Origin of the sequence: Asaia spathodeae NBRC 105894, from assembly GCF_025994195.1 — a bacterium.
Classification (GTDB): Bacteria; Pseudomonadota; Alphaproteobacteria; order Acetobacterales; family Acetobacteraceae; genus Asaia; species Asaia siamensis.
This window is the reverse complement of record NZ_BAPY01000002.1, coordinates 35473-59142: the sequence shown is the minus strand read 5'-3', so window position 1 is coordinate 59142 and position 23670 is coordinate 35473. Positions and strand designations below refer to the sequence as shown.

At 59.0% G+C, this 23670-nt stretch carries 11 protein-coding genes and 1 riboswitch; of the genes, 6 read left to right on the top strand and 5 right to left on the bottom strand.

Annotated features, from left to right (window positions below):
- Window positions 1-5 precede the first annotated feature (5 nt).
- Window positions 6-3104 (top strand): efflux RND transporter permease subunit, encoded by a 3099-nt coding sequence (locus AA105894_RS01865; RefSeq protein ID WP_267310243.1) that lies wholly within the window; start codon window positions 6-8, stop codon window positions 3102-3104.
- Here the strand turns inward: AA105894_RS01865 and AA105894_RS01860 are convergent.
- Together AA105894_RS01860 and AA105894_RS01855 are read right to left on the bottom strand one after the other, a co-directional pair.
- The gene (locus AA105894_RS01860; RefSeq protein WP_267310242.1) at window positions 3089-3469 is read right to left on the bottom strand and encodes a VOC family protein; all 381 of its coding nucleotides are present in this window, start codon (window positions 3467-3469) and stop codon (window positions 3089-3091) included. The genes AA105894_RS01865 and AA105894_RS01860 overlap by 16 nt on opposite strands.
- Window positions 3470-3636: 167 nt before the next feature.
- A complete protein-coding gene (locus AA105894_RS01855; protein WP_267310241.1) occupies window positions 3637-6174 on the bottom strand; it encodes a TonB-dependent receptor plug domain-containing protein in 2538 nt (845 codons plus the stop codon).
- A 671-nt stretch (window positions 6175-6845) separates the two neighbouring features.
- On the opposite strand from AA105894_RS01855, the gene AA105894_RS01850 reads away from it, so the two are divergent.
- Window positions 6846-8936: a S46 family peptidase gene (locus AA105894_RS01850; RefSeq protein ID WP_267310240.1), complete on the top strand. Its 2091-nt coding sequence runs from the start codon at window positions 6846-6848 to the stop codon at window positions 8934-8936.
- 122 nt (window positions 8937-9058) lie between these two features.
- Here AA105894_RS01850 and AA105894_RS01845 read toward each other — a convergent pair whose 3' ends face one another.
- Window positions 9059-9922 (bottom strand): SDR family oxidoreductase, encoded by an 864-nt coding sequence (locus tag AA105894_RS01845; protein ID WP_267310239.1) that lies wholly within the window; start codon window positions 9920-9922, stop codon window positions 9059-9061.
- A gap of 132 nt (window positions 9923-10054) precedes the next feature.
- Window positions 10055-11425 carry an NAD-dependent succinate-semialdehyde dehydrogenase gene (locus AA105894_RS01840; protein ID WP_267310238.1) on the bottom strand — a complete coding sequence of 457 codons (1371 nt, stop codon included), beginning with the start codon at window positions 11423-11425 and terminating at the stop codon, window positions 10055-10057.
- 199 nt (window positions 11426-11624) lie between these two features.
- Window positions 11625-11836: riboswitch (cobalamin riboswitch) on the top strand.
- Window positions 11837-11932: 96 nt separating this feature from the next.
- On the opposite strand from AA105894_RS01840, the gene AA105894_RS01835 reads away from it, so the two are divergent.
- On the top strand, window positions 11933-12973 hold the full coding sequence (locus tag AA105894_RS01835) for a HoxN/HupN/NixA family nickel/cobalt transporter (protein WP_267310237.1): 1041 nt from the start codon (window positions 11933-11935) through the stop codon (window positions 12971-12973).
- A 45-nt stretch (window positions 12974-13018) separates the two neighbouring features.
- Here the strand turns inward: AA105894_RS01835 and AA105894_RS01830 are convergent, their stop codons facing one another.
- Window positions 13019-16264: a TonB-dependent receptor gene (locus AA105894_RS01830; protein WP_267310236.1), complete on the bottom strand. Its 3246-nt coding sequence runs from the start codon at window positions 16262-16264 to the stop codon at window positions 13019-13021.
- 980 nt (window positions 16265-17244) lie between these two features.
- Between AA105894_RS01830 and AA105894_RS01825 the strand changes: the two genes are divergently transcribed.
- From AA105894_RS01825 to AA105894_RS01815, 3 genes are all read left to right on the top strand, one after another.
- A complete protein-coding gene (locus tag AA105894_RS01825) occupies window positions 17245-18939 on the top strand; it encodes an NAD(P)-binding protein (RefSeq protein WP_267310235.1) in 1695 nt (564 codons plus the stop codon).
- A gap of 95 nt (window positions 18940-19034) precedes the next feature.
- On the top strand, window positions 19035-22604 hold the full coding sequence (nifJ, locus tag AA105894_RS01820) for a pyruvate:ferredoxin (flavodoxin) oxidoreductase (protein ID WP_306414304.1): 3570 nt from the start codon (window positions 19035-19037) through the stop codon (window positions 22602-22604).
- 89 nt (window positions 22605-22693) lie between these two features.
- The gene (locus AA105894_RS01815; RefSeq protein WP_267310233.1) at window positions 22694-23650 is read left to right on the top strand and encodes a bifunctional enoyl-CoA hydratase/phosphate acetyltransferase; all 957 of its coding nucleotides are present in this window, start codon (window positions 22694-22696) and stop codon (window positions 23648-23650) included.
- Window positions 23651-23670: the final 20 nt, after the last annotated feature.

Sequence of the window (23670 nt, the reverse complement as noted above, 5' to 3'; positions counted from 1 at the left end):
TGGCCATGTGGCAATTTCTGCAAGCCAACAAACTGGCGGTTCTGGCGCTTTGCACCTTGCTGGTTCTGGCAGGGCTCCTTGTCGTGCCCGGTCTGCCGGTAGAGCCGGTGCCCGATATCTCGCCCCAGCAGGTTCTGGTTTCTGTAACCGCACCCGGCCTTGCCACCGAGGAGGTCGAAAAGCAGATCACCTTTCCGCTCGAGGCCAGCCTGACCGGTTTGCCTGATCTCGTGGACCTGCGTTCTGTCTCGCGCACGGGCGTTTCGGTTGTCTATCTGCAATTCGATGAGCATTCCGATCTCGATCTGGATCGGACACGCGTAAATGAGCGGCTGCAGAAGGCGCGTGAGAGTATTGCCGTTCCTGTCAGCCTCTCCATGGGGCCGCTCGCCACGGGTATGGGCGAGATCATGCAGATCCAGATCAGGGGGGATAAGCATTATTCCCCTCTGGCGCTGAATCGCCTGATGACATGGTCGGTCGCGCCGCAGCTGCGGCTTGTGCCAGGCGTGGCTGAGGTCAACGTCAATGGCGGGGCGGAGGAAACCTATACACTGACACTCGACCCGGCCCGTATGCGCGCCCATGACATTCCCATTGGGCGTATCTATGCGGCCATCGAGAGCAATAATGCCTCTTCCGGGGGCGGGTGGATTGCGCAGCAGGCCGAGCAGCAGATCGTGGTTGGGCGGGCGCTGGTAGGATCTCTGGCCGATTTCGCCTCCATCCCGGTTTCGATGGGCGCCAATGGCGTCGTGCTTCGGCTGCGCGATCTGGGGGCGGTGTCCCTGGGCGCCCGACTGCGTCTCGGTGCGGTGACGCGTGATGGCCAGGGCGAGATCGTCAATGGCGTGGTGCTGATGCAGAAAGGCGCAAGCTCGAATGCAACGCTCGCTGCCATCAACCGGGCCTTGCCGGATATAAGCCGCTCCCTGCCGCCGGGTGTGACACTCGAGCCTTTCTACAGCCGATCGACCCTGACGAATGAGACCGTGCATACGATCAAGGAAAATCTCCTGCTCGGTGCGGCGCTGGTTTTCATCACGCTGTTTTTCGTGCTGGGTAACTGGCAGGCCGCTCTGGTGATCATCTCGGTTATTCCGGTGTCGCTCGTCGCCGCCTTTGTCGGCATGCGCCTGTTTGGCATATCGGCCAATCTGCTGAGCCTTGGCGCTATCGATTTCGGCATGATCGTCGATGGTTCTCTGGTTGTCGTCGAGCATCTGATGGTCGAGCGCAGCCGGAATGAGAAAGGCGAGACGCTGGAAAGCCTTGCCGTGCATACGCTGCGCGCAGTGCTGCGTCCGGTCAGCTTCGCGATTTTCGTGATCATCATGGTCTATCTGCCCATACTCACCCTGCAGGGGGTTGAGGGCCGAATGTTCCGGCCGATGGCGCAGACCATTATCATGGGGCTGCTGACCTCGCTCATGTACTGCTTTGTGGTCGTGCCTGTTCTCTCGGCTCTGGCGCTGCGTCATGCCCGCCAGGATCGGGAGACGCGTCTCGTCGTCCGGCTGCGCGGCGTCTACGAACCCGCCCTGGCCTGGTGTGCCACACATGCAAAGACTGTTTTCATGACGACAGGGGCGGTGTTTGTGCTGGCCCTGCTTCTGGCGTCGCGTCTTGGGGGCGAATTCGTGCCGCAGCTGGAAGAGGGCGCCCTTGTCGTGACATCGATGCGGCTGCCGAGTGCCTCGCTGCCCACCGTGCTGCGTTCCGTCACGAGGCAGGAGCAGATCCTGCGCGAGTTTCCCGAGGTGGAAACAGTGGTGAGCAATACCGGCACCTCTGCCATTCCAACCGATCCGATGGGGACAAACGAGACCGACAGTTTCGTTTTTCTCAAGCCGCGCAGCGCGTGGCGGGCGGAGATGACTCAGGCGAAGCTGGTTGCCGCCATGAGCAGCAGGCTATCTCATGATCTGCCCGATGCGGCCTATTCCTGGACACAGCCGATCGAGATGCGCATGGATGACATGCTCTCCGGGGTACGTAGTCAGATTGCCATTTCGATCTATGGCGATGACCTGACATTGCTCAACAAGCTGGCGGGCAAGGTCGTTGGTATGGTCGCATCCATTCCCGGCGCAGCCGATGTGGCCCAACAGGGCGAGGGGACTGTTCCCTATCTGCATATCGACGTCAATCGCGATGCGGCGGCACGTCTGGGTGTTGCCGTACCGGAAATTCTCGCGACCATCGAGGCCATTGGCGGGCATATCGGTCGGCCGGTTATTCTGGATAATGCATTGGTGCCGACGCAGATCCGTTATCGCGAGGGGGCAACGGCTTCCGCCGAGCGCATTGGCGGATTGCAGGTGCGTCGTGAAGACGGGCGAGGCTGGGTTCTGCTGAAGGATGTCACCCGTTTCTCGGTCGAGCAGGGCAATGCCCGCATCGACAGGGACTCCCTGCACCGCCGCGTGGTCGTGCAGGCCAATGTGCGGGGGCGCGATGTCAAATCCTTCGTGACTGAGGCTCAGGCGAAAGTCTCAAAAGGGCTGGTTCTGCCGTCGGGTTATCGCCTGACCTGGGCGGGGCAGTTCCGCAATCTCGACTCAGCGATGAAGCGTCTGGGCATGGTCGTGCCGATCGCGCTTCTCCTGATTTTCGTGTTTCTGATTCTGGCGCTTGGCACACCGCGCGCGGCACTGCTTGTGTTCATCAACCTGCCCATTGCCGCCACAGGGGGGATTTATGCCCTCGCACTCAGAGGGCTGCCTTTCAGCATCGCCGCCGGAATCGGTTTCATCGCCCTGTTCGGGGTCGCCATTCTCAATGGCGTGGTGCTGGTCAGCCAGATACGCGATTTTCGCCATGCGGGCATGGCGGCCGCCGAGGCTGCTTTCGCGGCAGCGAAGGCGCGTTTTCGTCCGGTGCTGGCGACAGCTTCTGTCGCGAGTTTCGGTTTTTTCCCGATGGCATTTTCTGCCAGTGCAGGGGCCGAGGTAGAGCGGCCTCTGGCAACTGTCGTGATTGGAGGGCTGATCACGTCAACCCTCCTGACCCTGCTCGTTCTGCCGCTGCTTTATGCCCGGTTTTTCACCGATGGGCCGCAGCAGGCAGCAGAAGCGCAAAGACCGGTTCAGCCCATCGGGTGAAGGGCACAAAGCTTGTTGCCTGAGGGGTCGCGCAGATAGCCCAGATAAAGCGTGCCGATGGGGGTCTCGCGCGGGCCAGGCGGGTTCTCGATCGCGACGCCACCATGCGCCAGACCGGCCTTGTGCCAAGCGTCGATGGCTTCCGGCGAGCTGGCGGAGAAGCCGATCGTGCCGCCATTGGCGCCACAGGCAGGCGCCCCATCGATGGGCTTGGTCACGACCAGTCTGCCGCCATCATGCACATAGAGCAGGCGACCCTTGCCATCGACCTGCGCAGGCGGACAGCCCAGCGCACCAAGCGTTGCGTCATAGAAAGCCTTCGAGGCATCGAGGTCGTTGCTGCCGATCACGATATGGCTGAACATGGATTTTCTCCTGATTTATGAGGCAGATCGCTCTGCGGCGCAGAGGATCATGCGCGGCAGGCCGACGTGTCAACACACGGTGCTGCCGGGGGAAACCGTGCCGTCAGAACGCATGAAGCCGGAGGTGTTTCCACCCCCGGCTTCATCAGACCGCTGAAGGGAGCAGGTCAGAGGCTGGCGCTGATGCGGCCGAAATAATAGCCGCCGGTAAACGGCACCTGATTGGAGAACTGGTCATACATCGAGCCACCGGCAGGGACGAGATTGCCGGGCAGACGACGGGGGCGCACGTTGAACACGTTGTTGACGCCAATCGTCGCATGGACACGCGAGGTGATCTTGTAACCGATCTCGAGATCGGTCAGCCAGCGAGGGGTGTTCTTGAACTGGCCGAAGCAGGTCGTGGAGTAGCGCAGCGCACCGCCGCCGGGGCAGGTAGCCGAGGCAGGCGTCCAGTCCTGATAGGTCATCATGTTGGTGGTCTCGCCATAACGGCTCTGGCGGATATTCACGTCCCACTTGCCGATGGTCCACAGCGCGTTGAGGATGATCTTGCTGCGGGGCGTTGCGGTCGTGATGTAGCCGATGGTCTGGTCGTTGAGCAGCGGCTTGCCAATGGTCGAGATGCCGTTGTGATGCAGGCGTGTGCGGTTGAGGTTGAAGGCCGCCATAAGGGCCACATTGCCGTATTCATGCAGATGCAGAAGATAATCGGCCTTGATGTCCAGACCCTGGGTGCGGGTGCTCGCCCCGTTGGAAAGGAAATAGGCTGAAGAGGCAGCAGCGTTGGTGGCCGTCGGGGAGACGTCGAAGCCAAAGGAGCGGATGGCATCGAGCGCCTGAGCGCCGCGCACTGTGCCACCCTGAACGATACGATCCCGCAGATTGATCTGATAGACGTCTGTCTCGACATGCAGGCCGCGCACAGGCTCCATGGTGAAGCCGGCGCTGGCATTGACCGAGCGCTCCGGCTTCAGGCCCTGCGCACCAAGAGAGCGCGCAGCGGCCGATTCAACCGGAAGCTGACCGCCGACACTGCCTGTGCCTGCAAAAATGTTCAGACGGCTGAAATGCGATTCCTGAAGCGTCGGGGCGCGGAAGCCGTTGGCAATGGTGCCGCGTAGTGCGAAACGATTGGTGAAATCGTAGCGTGCCGAAAGCTTGCCGTTCTCGGTGTTGTCGGTGTCGGTGTAATATTCATACCGTCCGGCCACATCGATCGAGAGCTTGCGCGTGGGGCGGAATGTCGCATCGACATAGGCCGAGTAGATATTACGATACCAGGTGCCAGCCGATTGCGGAGGAATACCGGCATGTTCGACCGGGCCGCCATCGAGATAGGATTCCGGATTGCCTGAAATGATCTGGTAGGAGTCCAGACGATGCTCACCGCCGAAAGCGAGGCTGACAGGCATGGACCAGATCTTGAAGCCGCGACGCAGATCGAGATTATTCGTCCATTGCGTGTTTTTCTGGGTGTAATCCCAGAACTTGCTTGGCGAATAGCCGGTGCGGGCGAGCTGGCCAAGATTGACGACATCGCGAATGCTGATGCGTGAATTATCGCCGCCATAGACGGTGGAGAGATTCCAGTCGAAACCGAAAAGATTCTCGCCCTTCAGGCCCAGCTCTGCAGCGTAATCGAGTTCGTCATCGCCCGTAATCGGACGCAGTTCGGAAATGCCGGCAGCCGGTACGACATAGGGATATTTATAGGCCATCATTTCTGCATGGCGATAGCCGAGCGTGGCCTGACCATAAAGCTCGACGCCCGCCGCAAGAGGCTTGCCGAAATTCAGGGCGAAGGTCTCGCGCGTTTCCTTGGGCGTGCTCAGATAATCGGTCTTGCGGCCGCGCCAGCTCTCTGACCCGGGCTTGACGCCCACGAAATAATTCTTGGTGTCGGCACCAGCGGGCCAGTAGCCGAGCAGGGCGTGGTCCGGCCCCCAGGCGATGGCGTGCTGCGTCTGGTAGAACTGGGCACCGAGATGGACATAGCCATCCTTGCCAAGCTTGAAGCCACCATCGGCGTCGAGCTGGTATTGTTCACCGCTGCCGAGATAGGCATTGGCGCCGCCCTGACCGCTGAGTGTCAGGCCGTGATCCTTTTTCTTCGTGATGATGTTGACCACGCCTGCGATGGCATCAGAGCCATACATGGCCGCCGCACCGTCTTCGAGCACCTCGATATGGTCGATCATGTTGCCCGCGAGCATGTTCAGATCGACGCCCGAGGAGGCAAATTGCGGGCCGGGCTTTTGCACGATATTGGCCGTGGAATGACGGCGCTTGCCATCGACCAGAACCAGCGTTTCATTGGGGCCCAGACCACGCATCTGGATGGATGAAACGAGCGAGTTCGTGTTCGACCCGCGTGCGCTCATGGTGATGGACGGATAGGTCCGTGTCAGCGCATTGGCGACGTTGAGTTCGCCTGAACGCTCAAGCGTCTTGGACGAAATCACGACGACAGGGCTGATGCTCTGACGCGCCTTGACGTGGCTCTCACGCGTACCGGTCACGACCACCTGTTCGGCGTCGTCCGACGGTCTGACGAATTTGTTCTTCTTCGTCAGTGCGGTCGCCTTGTCGGCTTTTTTCTGGGTGACTTCCTGCGCCTCGGGAGAAGCGGCTGCTTCGGCGCTCCGGCTCACGAATGGCGTGCAGGCAGTCGTTGCAACGAGGAACAGGGCAAGTCTTTTCACCGGTCTCTCCGACACGTCTCTGGATGTAACGGGTCGCAAAAGCGTTACTGGGGCTGTCAGAGTAAAGTTAAGCTTTTATGGCAATATGTCGTATTATTTCCGGTATTTGATAGAGTATTTCAGGGCGCGAAGGCTCGATAAATCCTGACTCCCGCTTCGTCGTATTTTGAGAGAAGAGGAATGATAAAGCACTTGCGAATTCTCTCATTTGTCGCGGATAAATTGAATTCGCTTCATGTCCGGCGTGATTTCAAAGCGAGACGAGCATCATTCTGCGCCCTCTGTTGATGGTCATTAAGGCGCATTGTCCTTGGCCATGACGGAAAAGGTCCCCTGTAAATTCTGAAACGTCATGTAACTACTTTATAAAAACTGTTTCATTCTTTCCAGGCGGGTATCGGGTCGGGCGGGCAGGATATTGCCATCATGTCTGCCCGTTCCGGCGCTGTCATGAATTTGTCATGGAGTTCTTCCCTTGCTGTGACAGGGAAAATCATAATGTTGCGGTCTCGATATAAAGAGGATCGATCAGGGCGCCGGATTCCGTCGCGGGTCGCGGCGGCGGTCTGGTGACGGCACTCCGGCAAGACGATGCGTTCTCGCCCGGTTGCAAATCGCATCGTGATATGGATTGATACATTATATCATTATCCAGTCGCGAGTTTCGAGCCATGTCCTTCAAACGATCCCCGCTGCTGCTTTCCTCTGCGCTTGTCGGTGCTGTCGCCTTTGCGGGCACGGCACATGCGGATGAAGGCATGTGGACCTTCGACCACCTTCCCAAAGCCGCCTTGCAGAAAAGCTATGGCTTTACGCCCGATGCCAGCTGGATCCAGCACGTGGTCCAGTCATCGGCGCGTCTGGCAGAAGGGTGTTCGGCCTCGTTCGTGTCCGGCGACGGGCTGGTGATGACCAATCACCACTGCGCCAATTCCTGTCTCGCAGCCCTGTCTGACAAGGATCACGATTATTTCCGTGACGGGTTCACGACCAGGGATCTGGCAGACGAGCGTCAGTGCCCCGGCATGGAACTCGACCGTCTTGATACGATGAAGGATGTTTCCGGCCCCGTAGCCGACGCCACAAAGGGCAAGCAGGGCGCGGCCTATGCTGCGGCCCTTCAGGAAGTCGAAAGCAAGCTTACCAAAGACTGCGTCGGTGGCGATGACGCCCATTGGCGCTGCGACATGGTCTCGCTCTATCATGGTGGACAGACTGCGCTTTATCGCTACCGCCGTTACAAGGATGTGCGCGTGGTCATGGCGCCCGAGCAGGGCATCGCGTTTTTCGGGGGTGACCCCGATAATTTCGATTACCCGCGTTATGATATCGATCTGTCGATGCTGCGTGTCTATGAGGGCGGCAAGCCGGTCCATACGCCCTATCTGCAGTTCGACCCGGCAGGCCCGAAGGCGGATGATCTGGTCTTCACATCCGGTAATCCGGGGCGCACGCAGCGAGGCCTTCCGGCGGCGGCTCTCGCTTTTCAGCGTGACGTGATCAACCCGACCGTTATTGCCTTGTATTCGGTGCGCGAGGGCATGTTGTGGCAGTATGGGCGCGAGAGCGCCGAGCACGCCAAACAGGCTGAAGACATTTTGTTCGGTGTCCAGAACGCCCTGAAATCCTTTTCCGGCACGCAATCGGCGCTGCAATCGAGCGATATCATTGCCCGTCGAGCCAAAGAGGATGCTGACCTTCAGGCCTGGATTGACGCCGATCCGGCCAGAAAATCGGCTTATGGCGAGCCTTTCAAGGCGGTCGATCAGGCCATTGCCCTCGAAAAAGATCTGTTCACGCGCAATCTCGCTCTGAGCATGGTCTTCGGTGGGGCGGTCAATAATGTCATGGCTCTGGTGGAGGGCGCGAACGAACGCAGCAAGCCCGACGCCAAGCGTCATTCCGGGTTTCATGACGCGCAGCTTGGCGAGATCGAGACGGCGCTTGGCGCAAAGGAGCCGTTTTATCCCGAACTCGAAACCGCTCTCTTCGCACTGCGTCTGACAAGCTTGCGTCAGACCATCGGCGCCGATGATGCGCTCGTGCACCTGGCGCTTGGCAACGATGCCCCCGATGAACTCGCTGCCCGTCTGATCAAGGGCACGAAAATGGGCGATCCGGCGGCGCGTCTGGCGCTATGGAAGGGCGGTCTGAAGGCTGTCGAGGCCTCGAATGATCCGTTGGTCGTTTTCGTCCGCAAGCTTTACCCAAGCTATGCCGCGCTGCGTGAGCAGATGCGCAATGAGGTCACTGCGCCATTGCACAAGGCCCAGGGTGATATTGCCCGTGCCCGCTTTGCTCAGGCCAAGGCTGATGGGCGTCTCGATACGCTCTATCCTGACGCCACGTTCTCGCCGCGTCTTTCCTATGGAACGGTCAAGGGCTGGCGCAAGAACGGTGTCGATGTGGCGCCCTTCACCGATTTCGCCGGGATGTACCATCATGCTACTGGCAGCGAGCCATTCGCCCTGCCCAGGCGCTGGCTCGACGCCAAGGGTGAAGTCAACCCGTCGACGCATCTCGATTTCGTCTCGACCAACGACATCGTGGGTGGCAATTCCGGTTCGCCGGTCATCAGCCGCGAGGGCAAGGCTGTCGGTCTGATTTTCGACGGTAATCTGCCCAGCCTTGCTGGCGATCTCTATTACGACATCAACAATAACCGTGCGGTCGCGACGGATACGAGCGCCATCATCACAGCATTGAAGATTGTCTATCATGAAGACGGGCTGGCCAGCGAGCTGATCAACGGCCATCGCTGAACGTGGTTTTTGCGGGGCGCTGCCCCGCCCCCCGGAAAGGGGCACGCCCCTTTCATCCCTGATAGAGGGTTTCCAAAGGGCGACGGCCCTTTGGCGGGATTTTGGGGCGGAGCCCCGGATACTCAGATAACCGGCGTACCGCCCGTCACGGCGATGGTGGCGCCCGAGATGTAGCTGGCTTCATCGCTGGCGAGCATCACATAGGGGGCAATCAGCTCGACAGGCTGGCCAGGACGCCCGAGCGGTGTGTCGGCACCGAATTCATGCACATGATCGCCATGCATCGTCGCGGGGATGAGCGGGGTCCAGATCGGGCCGGGGGCGACGGTGTTCGAACGGATGCCCTTCTCGCCGAGAAGCTGGGCGAGACCACCGCTGAAATTCTGGATGGCGGCCTTGGTCGCTGAATAGGCCAGGAGACGCGGCTTGGGGCTGTCGGCATTGACCGAGATCGTATGAATGATCGAGGCGCCGCTTTTCATATGGGCGACAGCATGGCGTGTGAGGCGGAAGGTCGCACCGATATTGGTGGCGAAAGTGTTATCCCATTCGTCTTCGGAGATATCTTCCAAGGCGAGGCGCTCGACCTGAAAGGCAGCGTTGTTGACGAGGACATCAATGCGCCCAAAGGCAGCAACGGTCTCGTCCACGACGGTCTTGCAGATTTCGCGTGATTTCAGATCGCCGGGGAGCAGAAGCGCCTTGCGGCCTGCCTTTTCGATCCAGCGCGCCGTCTCTTTTGCGTCTTTTTCTTCTTCGGCAAGGAAGGAGAGGGCGATATCGGCGCCTTCGCGGGCAAAGCCGATGGCGACAGCACGACCGATACCGGAATCGGCACCCGTGATAAGGGCAATCTTGCCCGTCAGACGTCCGGAACCCTCATAGCTGTTTTCGCCATGATCAGGCAGCGGGGTCATGGCCTCGGTCTGACCGGGGATACGGTCCTGGAGAGGGGTGTCGAAAGGGGGCTTGGGGAAAGTCGTCATGATGAACACCTTCGTGCGGGAGAAGGAAAAAAGCGCGGCCCGCGGCCTGCTTGTGTTCATCGCGAAAACGTGAGGTTTAGTTCCGTGGCAAAGGATATCAGGGGTGAAAACCCCTGATATCCGGATCATCAATCAGGCTGAGCGGATCAGTTTGTGATTGACGAATTCCTCGATCCCGTTCGAAGAAAGCTCACGGCCATAGCCGGAATTCTTGACACCACCGAAGGGCAGCTCGGGAGCGGTGCCGGTCGGCTCGTTGATGAACACCATGCCGGTTTCGATGCGCTCGGCCAGCTTGCGGCCACGCTCGACATCGCTGGTATGGATCGAGCCACCCAGACCGTAGGGCGAGTCATTTGCCAGTGCGATGGCGGCATCATCGTCAGCCACGGGGTAGACGATGGCAGCCGGACCGAAGATCTCTTCGTAGAAGATCGGGTTATCCTTGGTAACGCCGGTCAGCAGAGCTGCCTGCATGAAGAAGCCTTCGCGGTCGAGCTGCTTACCGCCCACGACCAGCTTGGCACCGTTGGAGACGGCCTTTTCGACCTGGCTCAGGGCCAGCTTCATGGCGTTTTCGCTGCTCATCGGCCCGTGGGTCACGCCCTGTTCCAGCGGGTCGCCATAGCGGAATTCGGCGATGGCATCGGAGAGACGACGGACGAATTCGTCGGCAAGCGATTCATGCACGATCATGCGCTTGGCTGCTGTGCATACCTGACCGTTATTGGACATGCGACCCGCAACAGCGTTGGGGATCACCTCATCCAGATTGGCGTCTTCGAGCACGATGAACGGATCGGAACCGCCAAGCTCAAGCGTGGTCTTCTTGAGCGCCTTGCCCGCCTGGGCGGCGACCGCGCTGCCCGCGCGCTCGCTCCCTGTCAGGGCAACACCGCGCACTTCGGGGCGGGCGATCAGCTCTTCAGACACATCGTTGTCGATGAAGAGATTGGTCCATGCACCCTTGGGGGCCCCGGCTTCGAGGAACAGGGCCTCGAAGGCGAGCGCACATTGCGGCACGCCGGGTGCGTGCTTGGCCAGCACGACATTGCCTGCCATCAGGTTCGGGCCAGCAACGCGTGCGAGCTGGTAGTAGGGGAAGTTCCAGGGCTCCACGCAGTAGATGACACCCAGAGACTGGCTCAGCACGGTGGCACGTCCCTTGGCGACCTCAATCTCGCGCGGAGCGAGGAATTTCTCAGCGTTCTCGGCGTAGTAGCGCAGGATTTTTGCAGAAAGCTCGGTTTCCGCGATGGATTCCGGCAATACCTTGCCCATTTCGATGGCGATGAGGCGTGCGTATTTTTCCTTGTTCTGCTCAAGGATTTCCGCAGCCTTCAGCACAATGGCCTTGCGCTCGTCAAAGCTGCGATGGCGCCAGTCGCTGTTATAGAACTCGTGGGCAGCCTCGAGTTTCTCGAAGGCCTGGGCCTTGGTGTGAAGCTCGAATTCGCGCTCGGTCTTGCCGGTTGCCGGGTTGATTGTCCGATAAAGGCTCATCGTAATAGCTCCTTTCTTGGGGACCCCCGGCCTCACGGTCGGGTGATCTGCATGGTTTCAGAAAGGCCGAGCCGCGGGATGGTTGCGTGATTTTTTGTGCGAAAAATTCTGTCAACGAAGGCAGGGGCATGGCGATGCAGCGCAGAAAACAGCGCATCAGACAGGGGAATTGGCTTGGCTTTCAGGGCTGTGAGTGGTTACTTCCGTCTCTGTCGAAGGTCTCGCGCAAGCGAGTGAAAAGGGAATGCCGAACGGGCCGGCAGATCCGCTCAGGATCGGGCTTGCGGCGGCAGCTGTCCCCGCAACTGTGAGCGGCGAGTTCCTGCTCGGGCCACTGGAAGCGTGCTTCCGGGAAGGCGCAGGATATGACGACCCGCGAGCCAGGAGACCTGCCTTCGTCTTTGCTGCCGTGGCAGCCGGACGGGACGATCCGGCAGCTGGAGACGAGGTTTTGTTCAATCACGCGTTCGCAAGCCCCTTGCGCCACAGGACAGGGATGACGCGCTCATGACGATGGTGAGCGGGGAGATAAACCCGCCTGAGAAAAGCCTGCGCCTGCGTATCTCGATCCTTGGCCTGTGTCTGATACTGGCCAATCTGGGCTTGTGGATCTGGAGTTTCCTGCTGCTGCGTGACAGGCCTCTTCTGCTGGGCAATGCCTTGCTGGCTTATGGTTTTGGCCTGCGTCATGCAGTCGATGCCGATCATATCGCGTCAATCGACAACGTAACGCGCAAATTCATCCAGATGGGGCGTCAGCCACTTCTGACCGGGTTCTGGTTTGCCATCGGTCATTCTCTTATCGTTGTGCTGGCGGCGTTGGGAACGGCATTGCTGTCTCAGGCGATGCAGGATCGTTTTGGCGCCTGGCGTGATATCGGCAGCGTGACCGGCACGCTGATTTCAGCCGGTTTTCTGTTTGCCTTGGCGATAACGAATTTCATCGTGCTGCGTGGCGCCTGGCGTGCCTGGCGTCATGTGAAGTCTGGCGGTGCGGTTGAGGAAATTGATATCGATGCGCTGCTGGCCAAGGGGGGAGTGCTGGCCCGTCTGCTGACGCCGCTTTTCAGGCTCGTTTCCAGAAGTTGGCATATGGTGCTGCTTGGCTTCCTGTTCGGTCTGGGCTTCGATACGGCGACGGAGGTGTCCCTGCTCGGCCTGTCTGCCTCTCAGGCCAGTCATGGCGTCTCGATTGCGACCATCATGATCTTCCCGGCGCTTTTTGCAGCTGGCATGGCCCTGATCGATACGGCTGATGGCGTGCTGATGCTCGGGGCCTATCGCTGGGCGTTTGTCGATCCACTGCGCAAGCTGCGCTACAATATCATCATCACCCTGATCTCGGTCATTGTGGCTGTCGGGATCGGCAGCATCGAAACGCTGAAACTGCTGGGAGACAAGATCGGCTTCGAAGGGCGTTTCTGGCAGCTCGTTTCACTGGTGAGTGACAGTTTCAACCAGATCGGCTTTATCGTGATCGGCCTCTTCGTGCTGGCCTGGATGGCCTCGCTGATCTTTTATCGCGTCGACAGGCGTCGCCGGGGATAAAGCCCGAACCGCCCCATCGACACATGAGTTTGCCTTGCGGCGGCGTCAGAAACTGGCGCCGATACGCATCTGGAAGCTGCGCCCTATCAGGGCTTCATAGTAACGGGTGAGGTTGTAGATGCCGGAATCTTTCGGCAGGGCATCGGTGATATTGTTGATCACGAAATTCGTTGAAAGGTTTTTCGTGATTTCGTAGCCGAGCGAGAGATTGAACTGGGCAAAGGCCGGGCGCTTATTGGCCTCGTAACGTGTGGAGGGCACCTGAAGCATGAAAAGGCTCGGCCCGTACCACATCGTCTGCCATTGCGCCGTGAGCGCGCCGCGCTGCCAGGTGGTGTTGAGCGTGAAATTATCCTTGGGCGACGCCGTGCTTCCCGCCAGCAGATAGGTGGTGGAGAGGTAACGCTGCTGGCTTTTGAGGTAATGAACGTAATTGCCCTGCAGATCGACCGTGCCGAAATTATCGGACAGGCCGAGGCGTCTGAGAGGCAGGATATAATCAAGCGTCGTCTGAAGCGCCTGCGTTTCATAGCTGGCGATATTATAATAGCCGGACTGGAAAGAGGTGATCTGTCCTGAGGGATTACGCTTGAAGGTCGAGCAGAACGGATTGCTGTCATAATCGGCGGAATCATAGCAGGCAGCGAGCAGGTTGCTGGCGCTCAGATAGGTAATGGCGTCGGCAACTTTCACATCGACAAACGAGGCCTTCATGTCGAAACCGCGTATGAAATGGGGGCGAAATTCGAGACTGCCTGTGAAGCTTCTGGAATGTTCATTGCGCAGATGCGCGTTACCGCCCGTTGATCCCGGCAAAGAGTAGGATTCGAAGTTTGACGTGAAATTCCGGGGCAGGCCTGCCTTTGCACAATTGGCGGCGCGCAGGGCCGGATTGGGGCCGGACGTGATGCTGGCGCTCGAGCAGGGGTCGGTTCCGCTCTCATAGGTGGTCGAACGTGGTGAATAGAGTTCACCGACAGATGGATTACGCACGGAAACGGCGTAGTTGCCGCTCAGTCCGAAATCGCGCATCGGCCACCAGGATGCGCCCGCCATATAGGTCCAATAGGCACCGGTGATACTGTTATAGGTCAGGCGCCCATTGGCTGTGAGCGAAAGATGATAGATGCCGGGCACATGCATGCCGGGCGAGACGAGCGGCACATCGAGTTCGCCAAAGCCCTCATGGGTATGATAGGCGCCGCCCGTGGCCGGAATGACGGCATCATTGCCATATTGCAGCACCGTGCCATCTGCCTGTTCCCAGCCGCTCAGATAAGTGCCGGGACTGAAATGATAGGCTTCGCGCCGGTGCTCGTAACCAAGATCCCAGCGTATATCGCCAGCAGGAAGCCTGAAAACGGTAGAACTGATTTCAGCCTGCAGATCGCGCTGCGTGTTGCGGTTTGATGAACGCGAGATCGCTGTCACGTAATCGCGTGCTGCCTGGCTCATCTGGTTATAGCCGAACGGGTTCAGGGGCGCGCAGACGGCGCTGCGTGTGGCAATGGGGGCGCTTTCATAACCGGGTGCACATTCGATCGTTCCATCGGCGGCACGCACGGCATTCAGAGCATTGACCAGATTGGGTATGACCAAAGAGGGTTGGGTGGTCACATTGGTATAGCGTGTATACTCGCCCTTGATCTTCCATTTGAAGTTGCGGTTCAAAGCCCTGAAATCACCATGCAATCCACCCTGAAAGCGAAACATCTGCAGAGTGGTGCGGTAATAGCCGGTGTCGAGATCCTGGTTGAGGCGGTTCAGATAGAACTGGTCAGTCGGCAGACCATTCGCGGCAAGGGCGTTTTTGATGGTGCTGCTTTCTGCACTGGTCAGATAGGGGTTGTCGGTGCTCAGCGCGAGCGGGCCATTCACCACCCCTTCAGTGAAATAGCTGCTGCTTAGCGGACCATTACTATTGGGTGTCAGGGCATCATTGAAGGCAGCGCTGCTGAAGGTGCCGTTATTGACCTGGTTCGATGAACTGCCTCTGGCATACCAGCCCTGCCAAGTGGCGTGGAGATGATCCGTCAGATCATAATGACCCAGAAGCGTGAGATTGAGCCTGTCAGAGGGCGTGCGCATCTGGATGTAATTGCGCAAGGCCAATCCGTCACCGCCGATACCCAGCGCATTATCCCCCTTGAGCAGTGTGCCGCTGTTGAACGGGACGAGTGATTGGCCGTTCTGGCTGAAAACCAGAGGTGTGCCGTTTGCGCTTGCAATCCCCGCATCGGCAAGCCCGGCATAGGTCGCACCGTATAGCCCCCCGTAGACAGGAAGATCGCCGTAATTCCCCGTCAGGGTGGGCATGCCTGTCAGCGAATTCTGTATATAGCGCGTTCCCGGGCCGAGCACGAATGTATAGGGTGAATTCTGCCCCAGCGCGGCGCGATGATAGATAACGGCATTCTCGCCAAAACTGTCAGGCCGGTCACTGGCGAGCATACCCGCCTGATTGCGGTATTCGAGATCGAAAACCAGTCCGCCACGATCATGGTCGAACCCTGTTCCTGCCTTGAAGGCGATTTTCTCGGCCGCGTTGTCGAGTTTCTGCGACCAGTCTCCCTGCGCGTTGAGCGAGACCCCTTTGTAATGATCATCGAGTTCGTAATTGATCACGCCAGCCACGGCATCGGCGCCATAGGCGGCGCCAGCGCCTCCGAGACGCGTATCGATCGATTTGATCAATGATGTCGGCAGGGCGCTGATATCGACTTCGGAACCCGGCCCGACACCATAGATCGAGGCAGTGGCGCCGCCTCCCATACGCATGCCATCCACAAGGGTAAGGGTGCGCTGTGACCCGAGATTGAGCAGACTGACGAAGGATTGCCCCGCACCGAACGCGCTCTGGGTGCCGAGAGGCGAATTGTCGCCAACACTTACCGCCGGATTTTCACGCAGCAGGGCCAGGCCCAGATCGAGATAGCCGCGCCGCTGCAACTGGTCTGCACTCAGGGTCGAACCGGCCATGACATTGGTGAGGCGCGATTGTGTGAGTCGTGTTCCGGTAACGTAAAGCGTCTCTGTGCCAGAGGGTGGAGCCATTACGGGAGCAGAAAGGGCTGCTGCCTTGACGGCCACGCTATCGGAGGCCTGCTTCGTGGCGTCATGAGGGGCGTGTGCCGTATTGCGTTTTTTTGTACTCAGATGATTATGTTTCGTTTCCGTATCAGCAACGGCAATGGTAGAAAGCGCGGTGCTTCCGGCCAGAAGAGTGACAAGGAATGTAACGATCTTCTTGTGATGAATACCCAGAATTGCTGCGTGTCCGGGAAGCTTCATCGATCTGGCCTTGTGCTCGTTTTGTGATCTGGGAAACGTTATTTATTGCCTATTCCCGATGGGGCGAAACAAGTCTCGCGCTAATGTCGCTGAAATGGCGCGGAATGTTGTATATTAATCACGGTTTTGCGATAGCGAGTACTACTTAATGCGAGGCTGAACAATAAATTAACGGATTTTTCGGGCAGTTGCCGATACTTTGAGGCGACGCTATGCATCGAAATACGCGTCTATCCGGATAGTTTTGTCTGTATGGCAGAGAGTCCGCGTGTAGATACAGGGGTTTTTGCGACATTGTTATATTGGCGTGTTATGTCCTTGCCGTCTGGCTTGAAATATGGAAATTTCTACAACCCTTTTCGGGAAGTATGACCACCCTCCCATGGTCAGCGAAGCCGGTATGTAGAGCTGTGCTGCGCGGGTGCCAAAGGCCATGGTGCAGCCTGACTGATTTTGTTTAGTGACGCAGAGCGGATAATGCGTCCTGCCTGTGTGAGATATCATACGACCGGGGCCCTCGTGGGAGGCCAGATCATATGCGGCTATAAACTTCTTCTGGCTGACATCGGGGCAATGTTAGGTAAAAAAACAGCCAGTTGAGGGGATGTGAAAAATTTCCATAAAAAATCATAGGTTCCGATAGAATACTTATAGGGATATAATTGTCTGTGGAAAGTATTTTTTGTTACTTGCCATAATTATATCTTATTGTTTGCAAATGAAAAATATAATAATAGACATTACTATTAGAAAAGTTCATCATCTCAAATATTTTTGAAATAATTGGTACGGGAAGATAATATTTACTCAGCCCTGCTGATAAACATAACAATGTTGATTTGCATCAATGATCCGAAAATGCTGGGCGCCCACTATGGGGTTATCAGGAATGCGACCTTTCTTATGGCCGCAAAGTCCAGATTCGGTTGATAATTGTTATCAACTTGAGTCGGGATTGAAAGAGGGAATGGATCTTTCCGATGCCGCTGAAGCTGCGTGAACTCAACAGGGCTCTCCATGTAAGAACGCGTGTCGGAGTGGGTAGCCTGCGCTCACGGCGTCCCGACTATGTTGCCTATCTGCCGCCCTGCAATCATGCCTGTCCCGCGGGGGAGAACATCCAGGGCTGGCTGTCTCTGGCTGAAAAGGGCGAATACGAGGCGGCCTGGCGTCTGCTGACACAGGAAAATGCCCTGCCAGCCATTCACGGTCGTGCCTGTTATCATCCCTGTGAAGGCGGCTGTAATCGCGCGGATATGGATGCCCCGGTGGCCATTCATGAGGTTGAGCGTTTTCTGGGCGATCGCGCAATGGAGGCGGGCTGGGTGGTCGAGACTGCCCCTGCTTCGGGCAGGAAAATACTCGTGGTGGGGTCCGGCCCGGCAGGTCTGGCCTGTGCCTATCACCTTTCCCGCCTTGGTCATGAAGTCGAGATAAGAGAGGCTTCCGCACATGCTGGCGGGATGCTGGCCTACGGGATTCCGGCCTATCGACTGCCGCTTTCGGTGCTTGATGCAGAGATTGACCGCGTTCTGTCCATGCCGGGCGTCTCGCTGCGCTGCAATGCGCCGGTGACAGACATACGCAGTGTGATGGAGCAATCGGGGTTCGATGCAGCGTTTATCGCGGTAGGGGCGGCGCGTGCGCTCACCATGGCGCTGCCGGTCGATGGAAAACGCCGCGTGATGGAGGCCATCGATCTGCTGCATCAGGTGCGCGAGGGCGCCCGGCCCGACCTTGGGCGGGTGGTGGCTGTGATCGGGGGCGGCAACGTTGCGATGGATGCTGCCCGCACGGCAAGACGTCTGGGCGCGCAGAATGTGTTCATGTTCTATCGACGCGACCGCGACCATATGAGCGCCCTGTCCGAAGAGATCGAGGCGGCGCAGGAAGAGGGCGTGACCATTCGCTATTGCAGTGTGGTCAGGCATTTCGGCCCCGAGGGTGTCGAGATCGAGACGATCACCCTTGGCGCTGATGGCAGCATCACGCCGACAGGTGACACCGAAATTGTTGCGGCTGACTCGGTCATTCTGGCCATTGGTCAGCATGCCGATCTCTCTCTCTGCGCGGGATTTGCCGATATCGCCATCGGCAAGGGCGATGTCCTGCAGGTCGATCGCGCTTTCATGACCGGTCACGCCGGTATTTTCGCTGGCGGCGACTGTGTGCCGGGAGCGCGCACCATGACCACCGCAACGGGGCATGGCAAACATGCGGCACGTGCCATTGATGCCTTTCTTAAAGGCGAGGCTCTGCCCGAGAAAAAGCCGCGCGATATCGTGACATTCGACATGCTGAACATGCCCACCTTGCTCGAGGCCGGGCGTGAAGAGGCTGTGGAGCTTCCTCCAGCCCGACGGTCTGGGTTTGAAGAGATCATCGCCGGTCTGGCCGAGCACGAAGCACGACGTGAGGCGGGGCGCTGCCTCTCCTGCGGCAATTGCTATGAATGCGATAATTGCTACGCCGCCTGTTCCGAACAGGCGATCACCCGCCTCGGCAAGGGGCGGGGCTATGCGGTTTCGGCGGATCTGTGCACGGGATGTGGCGATTGTGCCGCGCAATGCCCCTGCCATGCCATTGCCATGACGCCCGAAGCCGAAGGCAGCGCGACAGCGTCTGACGGGATCGGCGAGCTGGTTTCTCCGACAAAATTCATGGTGCGGGCATGAGCGCGACAAAAGAGGGCATGAAAATGAGCCGCAAGACTGCAGAAAGCACCGTCAAGGCCGTGCCCGCTCCGGAAACTGGCGCTTCGGGCGCCAGAATGACCACGCTCGATGGCAATGCTGCTGTCGTTCATGTGGCGTATCGCGTGAACGAGATCTGCGCGATCTATCCCATTACCCCCTCTTCGCCCATGGCAGAGACAGCCGATAGCTGGGCCTGTGAGGGCGTGAAAAACCTGTGGGGCAATGTGCCCATCGTGCAGGAAATGCAGGCCGAAGGTGGCGCAGCAGGCTGTGTGCATGGTGCATTGCAGAGCGGCGCCCTGACCACGACATTCACGGCCTCTCAGGGCCTGCTGCTCATGATCCCCAATCTCTACAAGATTGCAGGCGAGCTTTCCTCGACGGTGGTGCATGTGGCGGCGCGCGCCCTTGCCGCCGGGGCATCGTCGATTTTCGGCGATCATCAGGATCTGATGGCGGTGCGCCAGACCGGTTTTGCCCAGCTTGGCGCAGCGTCGGTGCAGGAAGGGCATGATCTGGCGATCATCGCCCAGGCTGCGACCCTGGCCTCGCGTGTGCCTTTCATTCATTTCACTGACGGCTTCCGCACGTCGCACGAATATAATTCGCTCGCCCTTGTGCCTGACGACCAGATCAGGGCGATGATCGATGAGGATCTGGTGCGCGCCCATCGCGCTCGCGCACTGAGCCCGGATAATCCTTTCATCCGGGGGACGTGGCAGAACCCCGACACCTATTTCCAGTCACGCGAGGCGGTAAACAGCTTCTATCTGAAGACACCGGCAATCGTGCAGGGAATGATGGACCGGTTTGCGTCGCTGACCGGCCGTCACTACAGCCTGTTTCGCTACGACGGGCCGAAAGACGCAAGGCGCGTCGTCATCGCCATGGGTTCCGGTGCCGAGGTGGTGCGTGAAACGGCCAACTGGCTCAACGCGCAAAACCCGGATGAGAAGATCGGCGCCTTGCAGATCCTGCTCTATCGTCCTTTCGACGCAGAGGCCTTTCTCGCCGCCCTGCCGCGCAGCGTGGAGCGCATCGCGGTTCTGGACCGCACGAAAGAGCCAGGCGCACCGATGGAGCCCCTCCATCTCGAGGTGCTCTCGGTAATCGCAGATGCCGTGGGGACCGGAAGATTTCCTCATATGCCCCGCGTGATTGGCGGGCGTTACGGTCTGTCTTCCCGTGACTTCCATCCCGGCATGGCCAAGGCTGTTTTTGATGAACTCGCCTGCCCCGAGCCGAAAAACGGTTTCACCATCGGGCTGATTGACGATGTGACGCATCTGAGCCTTGATTATGACGAGGCTTTCGACATCGAGCCCGAAGGCACGACACGCTGCCTGTTCTATGGTCTTGGGGCTGACGGGACAGTGGGCGCCAACAAGAACAGCGTCGAGATCATTGGCGAGATAGAGGGGCGCTATGCCCAGGCCTATTTCGATTATGACTCGCATAAATCCGGTGCCGAAACCGCCTCGCATCTGCGCTTTGGCAATGCCCCCATCAATGCGCCCTATCTGATCCGCCATGCCGATTTCGTGGCCTGCCACAAATTCGGCTTTCTTTTTCGGCGTGATCTGCTCGGTGCCGCAAACAGGGGCGGTATCTTCCTGCTGAACAGCCCTTATGGGCCCGATGAGGTCTGGGACCAGCTGCCGCGCAAGGTGCAGGATCAGATCATCGACAAGCAGCTGCGTTTTTATGTCGTCGATGCCTCCAGCGTCGCGCAGGACATCGGTCTTGGTCAGAGAACCAATACGATCCTCCAGACCTGCTTCTTCCATCTGGCGGCAATCCTGCCTGCCGAACAGGCGGTGGCGTCGATCAAGGCCTCTATCGAAAAATCCTATGGCGCCAAGGGGCGCAAGATCGTCGAGCTGAACCACAAGGCGGTCGATGCTGCGGTTGCGGCGTTGCATGAGGTGACGGTGCCCGGACGTGCCGAAGGCAGCCGGGAAATGCCAGCCATCGTGCCCCCCGAAGCACCCGGTTTCGTGCAGCGTGTGACGGCTGAAATCATGGCCGGGCGCGGCGAGTTGATTCCCGTCAGCGCGATGCCTGTCGATGGTACCTTTCCTGGCGGTACGACACGCTATGAAAAGCGTAATATCGCGCTCGAAGTACCAGTCTGGGAACCGGCAAGCTGCATCCAGTGCGGTCAGTGCAGCATTGTCTGCCCGCATAGCGTCATTCGTGCCAAGACCTATGACACTGCGCGTCTGGAAACGGCGCCAGCCCAGTTCAAATCGGCGCCGATCAATGCCAAGGGCTATCCCGACTCCCGCTATACCCTGCAGCTTTATGTTGAAGACTGCACAGGCTGTGGCGTCTGTGTCGAAAACTGCCCGGCCATAGACCCGCAGACGCAGGAACGTGCCATCAACATGGCCGACAAGCTGCCCCTGTTGCAGCGCGAGCGCGAGAATATCGGGTTTTTCGAGAGCCTGCCCGAGATGGATCGCACCCAGGTTAACCCGACCACGATCAGGGGTGTGCAGTTCTATGAGCCACTCTTCGAGTTCAGCGGGGCCTGTGGCGGATGCGGTGAAACGCCCTATCTCAAACTTGTCTCGCAGCTTTTCGGTGACCGTCTGCAAATTGCCAATGCGACAGGGTGCTCGGCCATTTTCGCGGGCAATACACCGGCCCATCCCTGGAAGGCCAATGCCGAAGGGCGTGGTGTGGCGTGGTCGAATTCCCTTTTCGAGGATAATGCCGAATTCGGTCTCGGCTTTCGTCTTGCCATCGACAAGCAGACGGAGCTTGCACGCAGCCTTGCCGAGCAGATGAAAGAGCGTATCGGCCCCGATCTGGTTCAGGCCCTGCTTGATGCGCCGCAGGAAAGCGAGTGGGATTTCGCCATCCAGCGCGAGCGCGTCTCCACGCTGAAAAAGACGCTGGCAGGCGCGACGGAGCCCGAGGCCGAGATGCTGCTCTCGGTTGCCGATCATCTCGTGCGCCGCTCGGTATGGATCATCGGCGGTGACGGCTGGGCCTATGATATCGGCTATGGCGGTCTCGACCATGTTCTGGCGCAGGACCGCAACGTCAATATTCTGGTGCTGGATACCGAAGTCTATTCCAATACGGGTGGTCAGTCCTCCAAGGCGACACCACTCGGGGCCTCGGCCAAATTCGCGGCGGCAGGCAAGCGCGTGCCACGCAAGGATCTGGGGCTGCAAGCCGTGTCTTACGGCAATGTGTACGTGGCGCAGATCGCCCTTGGTGCCGACCCCGAACAGGCACTCATCGCCATGCGCGAAGCCGAGGCTCATGACGGACCATCGCTCATCATCGCCTATTCGCAGTGCATTGCCCATGGCATCGACATGCGCGATGGCATGAAGCAGCAGGCTCGTGCGGTGGTTTCGGGTTACTGGCCGCTCTTCCGCTTCGATCCGGCCATGCGCAAGGAGGGCCTCAACCCGTTCCAGCTCGATTCAACGCGCCCGCGTATCCCGTTCAAGGATTATGCCTATCGCGAACTGCGTTACAAAACGCTCTCGCGCACCAATCCCGAGCAGGCAGAGCATTTGTTGCATCAGGCCGAAGCGTCAGCCCTGGAGCGCTATCGCCTCTATGAGGATATGGCGGCCCGCGATGGCAGGCGTTTCCTCCCGCATTGGGAAGACGTGCAGTAAGGCGCGCCAGGAGGGCTTTTTCCCCTCCCGTCCGCAAAGGGGCGGAAAGGGGAGTTTTCAGGCGAGCGCATTTCAGGAAAGAGCGAGCGATGAGCACTGTGGCACCCGATGCGGCACAGTTTACCAACAGGACCATTTTTAACGGGCTGATTGCGCGCGCTGCCGCACTTGGTGCCGTGCCTTATGCCATTATCTGGCCCTGCGAGGCGCATGCCCTGGCAGGCGCGCTCCAGGCTGCAGAGCGTGGCATTCTGGTGCCGGTACTGGTGGGCGATTCGACGCTTATCAGCGCTGCGGCGCAGGAGGCCGGGCTTTCGCTCGCAGGCCATCGCATTGTCGAGGCCGCCACGCCGGCCCTGGCTGTCAAACGGGGTATCGAGCTTGTGCATGGTGGCGAGGTGCATGGTCTGGCCAAAGGCAGCCTTCATACCGACACGCTCATGCATGGTGTGGTGGCTCAGGAAAGCGGATTACGCACCGGGCGTCGCATGAGTCATGTGTTCGTCATGGCGGTGGCAGGGCGGTCGGAGCCGGTTTTCATCACCGATGCCGCCATCAACATCACGCCCGATCTCACGACAAAGCAGCATATCGTGCAGAACGCCATCGATCTGCACCAGGCGCTTGGCTTTGGCGCACCACTCGTTGCCATTCTCTCGGCGGTTGAAACCCTCAACCCGAAAATTCAGGGAACGCTCGACGCGGCCTGCCTGAGCAAGATGGCCGAACGCGGCGAGATTACCGGCGGGTTGATTGACGGCCCTCTGGCGCTGGATGGCGCGGTCGATCCGACAGCAGCGAAAATCAAGAACCTGACCTCGCCCGTTGCCGGAAGAGCGCAGATACTGGTCGTGCCGGATCTCGAAGCTGGCAATATCGTGGTCAAGGCGCTCAGTTTTCTGGGGCAGGCCAGTTCGGGCGGTATCGTGCTGGGTGCCAAGGTGCCTGTCCTGCTCACCAGCCGCGCCGACAGCATAGAAGGCCGCCTCGACTCAGCGGCTCTTGGCGCTCTTTACGCCCGTGCCCTCAAGGAGCAGGCGGGATAACGAGAAGGCCGCAGTCGCGA